Origin of the sequence: Parapedobacter lycopersici (assembly GCF_040395035.1) — a bacterium.
In the GTDB taxonomy this organism is placed as follows: Bacteria; Bacteroidota; Bacteroidia; order Sphingobacteriales; family Sphingobacteriaceae; genus Parapedobacter; species Parapedobacter lycopersici_A.
In genome coordinates, this window is the sequence record NZ_JBEBRB010000035.1 from 1 (window position 1) to 12,570 (window position 12,570).

9 protein-coding genes and 1 tRNA gene are annotated in these 12,570 nt (G+C 51.8%); 6 read left to right on the forward strand and 4 right to left on the reverse strand.

All coding sequences use genetic code 11. The annotated features are described in order from the left end of the window. From ABWO75_RS08615 to ABWO75_RS08625, 3 genes are all read right to left on the reverse strand, one after another. On the reverse strand, positions 1-2,707 hold a 2,707-nt coding region (locus ABWO75_RS08615), incomplete at its 3' end, for an efflux RND transporter permease subunit (RefSeq protein WP_353184579.1). A gap of 29 nt (positions 2,708-2,736) precedes the next feature. Beyond that, a complete protein-coding gene (locus tag ABWO75_RS08620) occupies positions 2,737-3,888 on the reverse strand; it encodes an efflux RND transporter periplasmic adaptor subunit (protein WP_353184581.1) in 1,152 nt (383 codons plus the stop codon). 207 nt (positions 3,889-4,095) lie between these two features. Beyond that, positions 4,096-4,503, reverse strand: a complete 408-nt coding sequence (locus ABWO75_RS08625) for a hypothetical protein (RefSeq protein ID WP_353184583.1) — start codon at positions 4,501-4,503, stop codon at positions 4,096-4,098. Between the two features lie 153 nt (positions 4,504-4,656). Between ABWO75_RS08625 and leuS the strand changes: the two genes are divergently transcribed. Next, the gene (leuS, locus tag ABWO75_RS08630) at positions 4,657-7,446 is read left to right on the forward strand and encodes a leucine--tRNA ligase (protein WP_353184585.1); all 2,790 of its coding nucleotides are present in this window, start codon (positions 4,657-4,659) and stop codon (positions 7,444-7,446) included. 302 nt (positions 7,447-7,748) lie between these two features. Continuing rightward, complete coding sequence (locus tag ABWO75_RS08635) at positions 7,749-9,872, forward strand: S9 family peptidase (protein ID WP_353184587.1); 2,124 nt, start codon at positions 7,749-7,751, stop codon at positions 9,870-9,872. Positions 9,873-9,894: 22 nt separating this feature from the next. Here the strand turns inward: ABWO75_RS08635 and ABWO75_RS08640 are convergent, their stop codons facing one another. Beyond that, positions 9,895-10,659 carry a helix-turn-helix transcriptional regulator gene (locus ABWO75_RS08640; protein ID WP_353184589.1) on the reverse strand — a complete coding sequence of 255 codons (765 nt, stop codon included), beginning with the start codon at positions 10,657-10,659 and terminating at the stop codon, positions 9,895-9,897. A gap of 296 nt (positions 10,660-10,955) precedes the next feature. Here ABWO75_RS08640 and ABWO75_RS08645 point away from each other — a divergent pair, with 296 nt between their 5' ends. From ABWO75_RS08645 to ABWO75_RS08660, 4 genes are all read left to right on the forward strand, one after another. Next, complete coding sequence (locus ABWO75_RS08645) at positions 10,956-11,426, forward strand: YbjN domain-containing protein (protein WP_353184591.1); 471 nt, start codon at positions 10,956-10,958, stop codon at positions 11,424-11,426. Between the two features lie 85 nt (positions 11,427-11,511). Then, positions 11,512-11,585 (forward strand) — tRNA-Ala (locus tag ABWO75_RS08650). A gap of 49 nt (positions 11,586-11,634) precedes the next feature. Then, positions 11,635-11,784, forward strand: coding sequence for a GIY-YIG nuclease family protein (locus ABWO75_RS08655; RefSeq protein ID WP_353184593.1), 150 nt, complete (start codon positions 11,635-11,637; stop codon positions 11,782-11,784). Between the two features lie 291 nt (positions 11,785-12,075). Next, complete coding sequence (locus tag ABWO75_RS08660; protein ID WP_353184595.1) at positions 12,076-12,546, forward strand: hypothetical protein; 471 nt, start codon at positions 12,076-12,078, stop codon at positions 12,544-12,546. Positions 12,547-12,570 lie beyond the last annotated feature (24 nt).

Sequence of the window (12,570 nt, forward strand, 5' to 3'; positions counted from 1 at the left end):
TAACCGGTAATGGCAGCAGGAAACTTTCGTATTGCCCGGCGAGGATGAGGTACACGAAAAGCAGGCAAAGCGCGAAGACGTATATAGCCTGGTTGCCCGATAGAATCTGCTCACGCGTCATGCCCGACCATTCAATGCCATACCCCTGCGGAAGCGTTGCCGCAGCCACGCGTTCCACCGCTTCAATTACCTCGCCGCTGCTATACCCGGCCGCCGCGTCACCGCTGACGAGCGCCGCGGTAAACATATTATACCGTGTTACCTGTTCCGGTCCATAAACACGCTCCATGGTAATGAACGCAGAATACGGGACCATTTCCCCGGTATTGTTCTTTACGTATAGCTTAAGCACGTCTTCCGGTTTTTCGCGCGCACCCGGACCGGCCTGCACCATTACTTTGTACATCTGGCCGAAGCGGATGAAATTAGTTGCATAAAAGCTGCCCATCAGTGTCTGGAGTGTGGTCATCGCATTTTCCACACTGATGCCCCGCTTCGCGGCCATGTCATGGTCAACCTGGAGCAGATACTGCGGGAAGCGCGGGTCGAACGTGGAAAAGGCATTGCCTACTTCGGGTGATTCTTCGAGCTTGGTCATGAAATCAGCCAGCACATCGGCCGTCCGGTCGAGGTCGTCGGTGCCGGTGCGGTCGAGCAGCCGGAGTTCAAATCCGCTGGAATTGCCGAATCCGGGTACCGTTGGTGGCGGAAAATACTCGATATCGGCATCTGCAAGGTGGGCCGTATTTTCCTCCAGCCAGGCAATGACATCCGAAACGGACTCTTTGCGGTCGTCCCAGGCTTTCAGGTTGATCATACCCATGCCATACGATGCCCCGGACACTTCCGTAATGATGCTGTACCCGGCCAGGGTAGACACGGTCTCTACCGCGTCATGACCGCGGCTGATGGAGTCGACCTGGTTAAGTACCGCAATGGTCCGGTCTACCGTGGCGCCCGGTGGCGTGGTTACGTTCACGTAGATCATGCCCTGATCTTCTGTCGGTATAAATCCGGAGGGCAGTACGCTGCTGGTTCCCCAGGTTGCCACAAAAAATGCAGCCAGAAGCCCCAGGGTAATTACCCGTCGGCCCGCTATTTTCCCGATCAGCCCGGCATAGCGGGTCGATATCCTGTTGTACCAGTTATTAAACCCATTGAAAAAAGAAGCCAGCCAGCCTTTTGACGCCGGCTTACCGTGCGGCGATTTTAACAGCAGTGCGCATAGTGCAGGCGTCAGTGTTAATGCATTGATTCCGGAGATAATAATCGAGGCGGCTAGTGTCAGTGAAAACTGCCGGTAAAAGACGCCGACCGGTCCGGAAAGAAATGCTACCGGGACGAATACGGCAGACATCACCAATGTAATGGCCACTACAGCCCCGCCGATTTCCTTCATCGCGGCCAGGGTGGCCTCCAGCGGTGGCAGCCGGTCTTCCTCCATCTTCACGTGCACCGCTTCCACCACCACGATCGCATTATCCACCACGATTCCGATGGCCAGCACGAGCGCAAAGAGCGTAAGTAAATTGATGGAGAACCCCAGCAGCTGCATGAAAAAGAGGGCGCCGACCAGGCACACCGGTACAGCGAGCGCCGGTATCAGCGTGGAGCGGAAGTCCTGCAGGAAAATGAATACCACCAGAAATACGAGGAGAAATGCTTCCACGAGCGTACGGATTACTTCACTGATTGATGCGTCCAAAAAGCGGGAAACGTCGTAGCTAACCGTATATTTCATGCCCGGCGGGAATGTGGATTCCTGCAATTCGTCCATGCGCTGTTTCACGTTTTCAATAACTTCCTGGGCGTTCGACCCGGGCAGCTGCTTCATCATAATCGATGCCGAAGGGCGGCCGTCGGTTTTGGATTCCATTTCATAATCGAGCGACCCGAATTCCACATCGGCAATGTCACGTACCCGGAGGATCGACCCGTCGGCATTCGCCCGGATGGGAATGTTGCGGTACTGCTCGGGCTCGGAAAATTTGCCCGGATAACGCAGTACATACTGTTGCATATTAACCCGCTGGTCCGATCCAATGCCCGTCTGCCCCGGGGCGGCCTCAATGTTCTGTGCGCGGAGCGCTGAAATGACCTCTTCGCTGGAAACGTCATATGCGGCCATCCGGTCGGGTTTAAGCCAAACCCGCATCGCGTAGTCGCGCGCGCCCATAATCTGGGCAAAACCAACACCTTCGATCCGCTTCAGCTCCTTCAAAATGTTGATGTCCGTAAAGTTGTAAATAAATCGCTCATCGGCGGTGGGGTCATCGCTGTAAATATTGAGGTACATGAGCATGCTGTTCACCTCTTTTTCGGTGGTTACACCGGCTTTGATGACTTCTTCCGGCAATTCATCCAATACCGTGGTCACCCGGTTCTGCACGTTTACCGCCGCAATATCGGGGTCCGTGCCCACCTTAAAGAAAACCTGTATCAGGATGGTGCCGTTATTCGTTGCAACGGAGGTCATGTAAGTCATCCCCGCAACGCCGTTGATGGCCCGTTCAAGCGGGATGGCTACCGCATCGGTGCCCACTTCGGCATTGGCGCCTGTGTAGTTGGCCGTTACCACGACCGACGGCGGCACGATGTCCGGAAACTGGGTGACGGGCAGCGTAAACAGGGCAAGCACACCCAGTAAGGTAATAAGCAAAGAGATGACCAGCGACAGCACCGGTCGTTTAATGAATGTCTCTAACATGGTTTTTGAATAATGCGTTGAAATCTTAGTTAGCGGCCATCGGCAATAAGCCGGTTTTCACCCGGCCCGATCAATACCGGATTGATCGTCATTCCGTCCCTTAGGTGCTGTGTCCCTTCAAATACGATTTTGTCACGCAGTTGCAGGCCGCTTTCCACCATGTAGTAATGGCCTACGCGCTGCCCCGCCTGGAATGGTGTCATCACTACCGTATGGTCGTCCATGACTTTATAAACGTAGGTGCGATCCTGTATTTCAAAAACGGATTTCTGATGGACGGCCAGGTTTTGGCCGTTTTGCATCGGCACGCTGACCTTTCCGGAGGCCGCATGCTTTATCAGTCCACCGGGGTTCGGAAACAAGGCGCGCAGCGATATGGTTCCTGTGGTTTCCTCAAATTCGTTTTCCGCAAATTCCGCGGTGCCTTCATGCGGGTAGGGCGCACCATTGGCAAGCGTCAGTCTTACCGGCATGGTAAAATCAACGGTACGCAGGCTGTCGTTGGTAACAATGCTTAGGTATTCCTGTTCCGAAATATCAAAATAGGCGTATACCTGGTTCAGGTCAGAGATGGAAGTGAGCAACATGCCTTCATCCAGTAAACTGCCTTCCTTCAGCGGGATACGGTCGATACGGCCTGAAAAAGGGGCACGTATTGTCGTATAGGTAAGCTCCGTTTTTGCAAAATCGAGCAGCGAACGGGCCTCTTTAATCCGGGATTCGGCCGCGCTGCGCTGTGCTTCGGCTACCTTGAGGTCGGTTTCCGATACAATGTTCTTTGCGACAAGCAGCTTTGTGCGTTCCACTTCAAGCATTGTCGTCTGCCCGTCGGCAATGGCATTTTCCAGTACCGCTTCCGCGCGGGCAACCGCCGTCACGTGTTCCGTATCATTCAGCTTAAACAGGGGCTGCCCGGCCGTTACCTCGGCACCCTCGTCAATGTATATTTTTTCGAGAAACCCCTTTAGGCGGGTGCGGATTTCCACGTTCTTGATTGCCTGTATACTGGCAACATACTCGTGATATACCGTAGTGTCGAGCAGCGACACCTCGGCCACAGGCGCCGAATGGTGTTCCACATTGTCGTTAGTTTTTTCTGCATTTCCGCTACAGCCGATAAATGCACTAATAAATAAACCGGAAGCAATGATGATGCGCCGTGGGGTAATTGTCGTATTCATGGTCTTTATTCGTATTCGTTATGGTAAATTGCTGTCAATGATGTCCGCCGTAATATACTGCATGCCGCATCCAGCATAAAAGCCGGACGTACCTATCCCGTCGGGGAATAAATACATTTTGAAACGGGGAACGATGGGCTGCACCGCCATGACGCAGATAGCTATGGACATGGCACGCAACCTTGCGTGTGGGATGAAAAGATGGTATTAAAACGGCTTCAGCCGGAACAGGAAGAGGTAATAACCTAACAGGCAAGAGATCTTGGTGTCGAAGTCCCAATACGTAAGCGGCTTACAGAACGCTAAAATAGGGGCGAAATCGATGCTTGTATTCTTTTTGGGAAGCGGTGTGGATATGCATTTTGCCGTTGATGGGCGGTAGTCATCGTATTGGACGTCGTCGGGTTTGGTATCGCCGCCGTCGGGAATGATGTTGAGCACATCCGCCAAAATGATCTCTACCAGCGGTGCGCCGTCAATGATGCCGTCACTATTGGTCCCACGGACAGGGTTACCCTGATAGAAAACCGTGTTCACATAGGCAAGTAAAACAAGAAGGTAAAACAGTCTCGTCCGCATATTTGCCCGCGAAGATAGCAGATTTACGGCTATCATGCGAACAGGTCACTTTTTTGTTACCGATCCGGCAGGGCGGTCGTTTGCTTATGCGGTGAACCGGTAATTGACCACCGTACCGGCCGCTTCCTGCCGGTCGGGAGTTTCTTAAAAAAATCGTATTTTCGCCGTTCGTATTCAATCTGTACATAAATGGAATATAATCACCGGGCAATAGAGCAGAAGTGGCAAAAATTTTGGGCCGATAACCAGACATTTAAAGCAAGCAATACTTCCACGAAACCAAAATACTACGTGCTGGACATGTTTCCCTATCCATCAGGGGCGGGTCTGCATGTGGGCCATCCCCTGGGATACATTGCCTCGGATATATTTGCCCGGTATAAACGGATCAAAGGCTTCAATGTGCTGCATCCCATGGGCTACGATTCCTTTGGGCTACCAGCCGAACAGTATGCTATCCAGACCGGCCAGCACCCCGCCATTACCACGGCAGCGAATATCAGCCGGTATCGCGAACAGCTTGATAACCTCGGTCTTTCGTTCGACTGGAGCCGCGAGGTGCGTACGAGCGATCCGGAATATTACCGATGGACACAATGGATTTTTATGCAGCTGTTTGATGCCTGGTATAACAAGGCATCGGACAGGGCAGAACCCATCCGCAGCCTGATCACCCATTTTGAAACCCGCGGGAGCGTGGACGTGCTTGCCGTATCGGATGAGGATACAGTCACCTTTACTGCGGCGGAATGGGCAGGTTTCAGCGCTGCCGAAAAGCAGCGGGAACTGCTCAAATACCGCCTGGCCTACCTGCGCGAAAGCACCGTGAACTGGTGTGCGGCGTTAGGTACTGTGCTGGCCAATGACGAGGTAATCAACGGGGTATCCGAACGGGGGGGCTATCCCGTGGAACAGAAGAAAATGATGCAGTGGAGCATGCGTATCACAGCCTATGCCGAGCGCTTGCTTACCGGACTGGAAACAGTCGACTGGCCGGAGCCGCTGGTGGAGATGCAGCGGAACTGGATCGGGAAAAGCATTGGTGCCAGTGTCAGGTTTGCCGTTCCGTCGCTTGCGCCGGACGCGGCGATCGAAGTGTTTACCACCCGGGTGGATACCATCTACGGGGTAAATTGCCTGGTACTGGCCCCGGAGCACGACCTGGTGTCGCAGCTGACGACCGCAGAACAGCAGGCTGAGGTAGAAGCTTATATTGCCCATACGGGCAAGAAATCGGAACGCGACCGGATGGCGGACGTGAAGACGGTATCGGGCGCATTCACCGGAAGCTATGCCGAACATCCGCTGACCGGAAAAGAGATTCCCATCTGGATTGCTGATTACGTGCTGGCCGGCTACGGTACGGGAGCCGTGATGGCGGTGCCTTCGGGCGACCAGCGCGATTACCTGTTTTCCATGCACTTCGGCCTGCCGATCATCCCCATTTCGGATGCCCAGCAGCTCGACGGGCAGGCCGACCCCACAAAAGCCGGCCGGTATATTAATTCCGATATCATTAACGGCCTTACCTATCACGAGGCGATTGATGTATTGATCAAAAAGCTGGAAGCCACCGGTGCCGGGGAAGCAACCATCAACTACCGGATGCGCGACGCTATTTTCGGTCGGCAACGGTATTGGGGGGAGCCCGTACCGGTATACTTTAAAGACGGATTTCCGCAACTGATCGAAGTAAGCGAGCTGCCTTTGGTACTGCCCGAGATTGACAAATATTTGCCCACCGAAAGCGGTGAACCGCCGCTTGGCCGGGCGGGCGACTGGAAATACCGGGGACAGTTCGATTACGAGCTGAGCACCATGCCGGGCTGGGCCGGCTCAAGCTGGTACTGGTACCGGTATATGGATGCACACAACAGCGATGCGCTTGTTTCACCCGAAGCGGTGAACTACTGGCAGGCAGTCGACCTGTATATCGGCGGTTCCGAACACGCGACCGGTCACCTGCTGTACAGCCGCTTCTGGAATAAATTCTTGAAAGACCTCGGGTACGTACCTGAAGAGGAGCCGTTTAAAAAACTCATCAATCAGGGCATGATCCAGGGGCGGAGCAGCTTTGTATACCGTGTACTTGATACGGATGGAAAGGGTACCAATACATTTGTATCCTACGGATTGAAAGACCAGTACACTACCGTGCCGTTGCACGTGGATGTCAATATCGTAAGCAACGATGTGCTTGATATCGAAAAATTCCGCCAGTTCCGACCGGATTTTGCCAACGCGGAGTTTATTCTCGAAAACGGAAAATATAACTGTGGGCATGAGGTAGAGAAGATGTCGAAATCCAAATACAATGTGGTGAATCCGGACGATATTATTGAACAATATGGAGCCGATACCCTGCGGATGTATGAAATGTTCCTGGGCCCGCTGGAGCAGAGTAAACCCTGGAATACCAACGGCATCGAAGGGGTATATAAATTCCTGCGCAAATTATGGAAGCTATTCCACGACGCGGAGGGTAATTTTTCGGTCAGTCATGGGGAGCCGGACCGGGCCGAGTTGAAAGCCCTGCACAAAATCATCAAAAAGGTAGCGGAAGATGTCGAGCGGTTTTCGTTCAATACGTCTGTTTCGTCTTTCATGATCTGTGTAAACGAACTGACCGATCTGAAATGTAATAAGGCAGCGATATTGCAGGACCTATGCATTGTGCTGTCGCCCTACGCACCCCATATCACCGAAGAATTGTGGGCGTTGCTGGGCAACGCGCCGGGAACATTGTCTGAAGCGGCGTATCCGGAATTTAATCCGGATTACCTGGTGGAAAGTGAGTTTTCCTATCCCATTTCCGTAAACGGAAAGATGCGGATGAACCTTTCCCTGCCGCTGAGCCTGGAAACGGTGGAAATTGAGCAGGCGGTGCTGGCAAATCCGGATGTGCAACGTTACCTGGATGGAAAACCCGTGCGCAAAGTGATCGTGGTGAAAGGCCGGATTGTGAACGTGGTGATATAACTGCGGATCAGGCGCGCAGGGAATTGCCTGATAGTTCTTCGAGGCGTGTTCGACTGCGCTTCGAGGGTTGTTCGAGTCCGCTTCGGGACTTCTTCGACCCTTGTTCGGGGCGGCTTCGACTCCGCTTCGGGCGCGCTTCGGGGCTGCTCGGCACGCAATGCGTTGCGCGCCGAAGACTTTCGAAGGATTCCCGGAACCCTGCCGATGGAATCCCGAACAATTGTCGAAGCAGACTGGATAAAACCCCGGTGCGGCACCGAAGCGCCACCGGCAGTGGAATAGCCAATAAAAACAATACGATAATGATGAAAAACATGTTTTCGTTGGGCATTTGCCTATCCTTATTTCTCGCAGTCCCGGCGGCCGCCCAAACCAAACGGCTCGACCTGGATCAGGCCTGGGGCACCAAACGTTCGCTGACGAAGCCGATCAACACCATTGAAGGGTGGGCGGATGCCCGGCATTACATCGAATACGATACACAGGCGCGGCAGCTGTATGCGGTAGATAGCAAGACCGGGCAACGCCGGGCTTACACGCCGCCGCCCAGCAGCGATACGGAAGTCTATATCCAGGATCAGGATATCTATATCCGGGAGGGCGGCCAAACTCCCCGGAGGCTCACGCAGTCACCTGCTGAAGAAGAAAAAAATCCCACGCTCTCGCCAGACAACCGGTATGTGGCATTTACCCGGAATAATGACCTTTATGCCATCAGCGTGGCGGATGGCCGTGAAATCCGCTATACCAGCGATGCCACGGACGTCATCTACAACGGATGGGCATCGTGGGTATATTATGAAGAGATCCTGGGCCGTCCCACGCATTATAAAGCCTTTTGGTGGTCGCCCGATAGCAAGTCGTTAGCTTTTATGCGTTTCGATGATACTGAGGTGCCTATGTTTCCGATTTTTGGCTCAAAAGGCCAGCATGGTTATGTGGAACAGACACGCTACCCCAAGGCTGGTGATCCAAACCCAAAGGTACGGGTCGGGTTTGTGCCGGTAGAGGGCGGGGAAACCGTGTGGGCCGCGTTCAACGAGAACGACGACCAATATTTCGGCCAGCCATACTGGAGCTATGACAGCCACTCGCTGATGGTGCAATGGATGAACCGCGATCAGACAAACCTTAAATTTTATGCAGTAGATCCCGTATCGGGCAGCAAAAAGGAAATATACGACGAGAAACAGGAGGCGTGGATTGACCTGAGCCACGCCGAACGGATTACCTACCTCAAAGACAACAAACATTATATCTTAAAAAGCGATAAGACCGGCTGGGCCCATTATTACCTGTATACGCTGGATGGTACGTTGGTCAATCCGATTACTGCGGGCCCGTGGCAGGTATCCGCGTTGCAGCTGGTGGATGAGCAGAACCGCGTGATCTACTTTACGGCCCGGAAAGAACATTCGACAACGGAAGACCTGTACCGCGTTAATTACGATGGCAGCGGTTTGCGGCGGCTCACATTCGGTAACTATACCCATGAAGTGCATGTGGCACCCGACGGCGCACATTTTATTACTACCTATTCCAATGTGGAAACGCCGACAAAGATTGCCCTGCTTGATAACCGCGGCAAACTGATCCGCGAACTGGCCGATAGCCGGGCGGATGATTTTTCGGACTACCGCTATGGCCGGACTGAAATGATTACCATCCCAACGCCGGATGGTTATGCGTTGCCGGCGACCATTACATGGCCGACGGACTTTGATGAAACCAAACCCCATCCGGTTATCTTCAGCATCTACGGCGGGCCGGACGCGGGAACCGTAAAAAACACCTGGAAAGGAACCGCCAACCAGCACTGGGCCAACGAGGGTATTGTCCAGATTGCCGTGGATCACCGGGCATCCGGTCATTTCGGGAAGCAGGGCGTTGCGCTCATGCATCGCAACCTTGGTAAATGGGAAATGGAAGATTACATCACGGCAGCCAAATGGTTAAAGAGCAAACCCTGGGTGGCCAAAGACAAGCTGCTGATTACCGGACACAGTTACGGTGGGTACATTACCTGCCTGGCGTTAACCAAAGGGGCGGATTACTTTGATTACGGTATCGCCGGTGCACCGGTGACCAGCTGGGAGCTTTATGATACGCATTACACCGAACGGTTTATGGATACTCCGCAGGATAACCCCGAAGGGTATAAGAACGGCTCGGTATTGACCTACGTTGATCAGTATAAAGGCGTATTACGCATTATGCACGGCGACATGGACGACAACGTGCATATGCAGAATACCATTCAGCTGATCGATGAAATGCAGAACGCCGGTAAGCATTTTGAGCTGATGATTTATCCCGGGGGAAGACACAGTTGGACAGGCCCCAAAGTGGTGCACGACCGGATGGAGCGTATCCGGTTTTACTATCGGTACCTGTTGGAGAAGCCGGTTCCGGAAGCACTCAAATGAGGCCGACAAAGGGCAGCACAATTTAAAGCCACCCCTTATTAAGCGCCAGCTGTACCAATTCGAGAACCGATGAGGTATTGGTTTTGCGGTAGATATTTTTGCGATGCGTAGCGACCGTGGTGGTGCTGATGTGCAGGTCATCCGCAATTTGCTTGGTGGTCTGGTTCCGGGCCAGCAGTTCCAGAACCTGTTTTTCGCGGCGGGTAAGGATATTTACGGAAGGCGTGAGCCGTCGGACGGGATCGACATCAATATATGAAGGTTCGCCTTCCAGTCCGATAAAGGACAGTACCATCCGGTTATCTTTCTTCAGGTGACTGATATCGGTATGCACTACAAATGTGCGCAGCACGGCACCCTCATCATCGGTCTGGATAGTGACTACTTGCTGGAGAATGCGGATGTAGCTGCCGTCGCTTCTGCGTATTCGGTAATCATAACGGCTTTTGTACCGGGTTACTTTATCTGGAGGCAGCTGCGACCAGAACCGCGTGACCGTCGCTTCGAAATCAAGAAAATAGGGGAGGTCTTCCGGGTGGATCTTATCCATTAACAAATCCAGCGTAAGCGCTTCCGGTTGATAGCCGATAACATCGATGGTGTTGCTGCTGGCGTATTCAATTTTCATTTCCGGGGGATTGAACACCATGTAATAATAATCGCCTACCTGAAAAATATGAAGCAGCTTTTTGTAGAGTTCGATTTCCAATGTTAGCTCACCCGGCATCTTATGCTGGGCAATTTCCGTCCATATTTTCCTCGCTTGGTCTAAGATGAGTTTTTCCATTGATAGGTTGGTTGGTTGCGTTAAGGTGCGGCAATATACAAAAAAATAGATGCCGGTGCCAACGCGGGCCCGGCTGGGGGTCGCCGTCGTGTTTTGGGAAAAACATACGAAATCAAAAAAACAGTAAAAATACCTTATGTCAGGTATTTTTTGTCAGTCATTAACATGTTACTTTTGCATGCGCGGTATCCGTTAGTATGTAGGCCTGAAAACACAATGTAGTCTCAGCCGGCAAAGGAACAGCTACCATTAACGTTAACGACCATAACAGAATATTCACGATTAACAGAACTAAAATGAAGACAACGCAGGTAATTATGGCCTTATGTGCCGTGTTTTTAATTGGGGTCGGCGCGGTGAATGCGCAGTCGTCGCGATCTGATCTGCAGGAAATGTATGTTTCTTACCTTCAGAAGCAGGGCTATCAGCCGGAAATTGATTCAGACGGCGATATTGAATTCAAAGCTGAGGGGAACACCTTTTACATCATTGTGGACGAAGATGACCTGGAGTCGTTCCGGATTTTATACCCGAGTTTCTGGGAAATCGAATCATTGTCAGAAAAAGCACAGGTTTATGACGTGGTTAATTACATCAACAGGACAACAAAAATTGCCAAGGCTTACCTGAACTCAAGCGAGGATAATGTTTCCATGGACGTCAATATTTTTATTGCAGAACCGGAAGATTTTAAACCGCATTTTCGCCGCATGGTTAACTTGTTGATCGCGGAAAGAAGAGAATTCATAGACAAAATGAATGAATAGTGCCGCGGTGTGTGCTGCCGGGGGCTTTTTCTAAATTTTTAATTGGAGGATTCATTTCAATCACTATATTTGCAGTCCGATTGAAGGGGGATTAGCTCAGCTGGCTAGAGCGTTTGCATGGCATGCAAAAGGTCATCGGTTCGACTCCGATATTCTCCACAGAATACCTGCCCACGGCAGGTATTCTTTTTTTAAACCTAACCTAAACATGTATTACCTGTACATTCTGTGTTCCAAATCCTTGGATCGGTATTATGTCTGTTCCACATCTAATTTGGCTGTCCGGCTCGGTCAGTACAACTCGGGGAGCAGGTTTCACTACAGTTGCAGCCTCGGACTGGAAGCTTGGATATCATGAAATTTTTGGAGATCGTCCAACTGCACGGCCCCGGAGGCGGAAATCAAAACGCAAGAAGAGCAGAAAATACATCGAGTGGCTTATCAGCGGGGCCTGCAGCTAATGCGGATTACCTAACATGCGAGTGTGAACCGACAGAAATTCAACTTTTTTATTCCATTATTCGTTGAACGGTATTTTTATGGCCATCTTTATGCGCCGGGTATCAACAACAGCAGCTGGTGTTCATGAAAATGATACACTCCACGCTGAAAGCCACAAGGCAAGACCGAATCATAAACTTAAAAAAACATGAAAATTACGAATGCATTGATGATAATCGCCGGTATATCGGCAGTGTCGTGTACCGGAAACATGGAAGGTACGCCCGCTGAAACCACGAAGCTTCCCATTGTGGGCACCTGGAAGCTTCTCACGGCAAAGACAATTGAAAATGGCGACACAACCACCACCGATTATACAAAGGATAGGTCGTTCATTAAGATTATCAACGACACACATTTTGCTTTTCTGCACCACGACCTCCATAAGGGAAAGGACTCACTGGCGTTTTTCTCCGCCGGAGGGGGTGATTATGTGCTGAAAGACAGCCTGTATACGGAGCACCTGGAATATTCCGATGGCCGGGACTGGGAAGGAAATACGTTTGATTTCCATGTGAATATATCGAATGACACACTGACCCAGCGCGGACTGGAGCAGGTGGAAAGTGCAGGGGTGAACCGGGAAATCGTTGAAACGTATATCCGGGTAGCGCCGTAACGGTAATTGAACAGGTGCAATTGT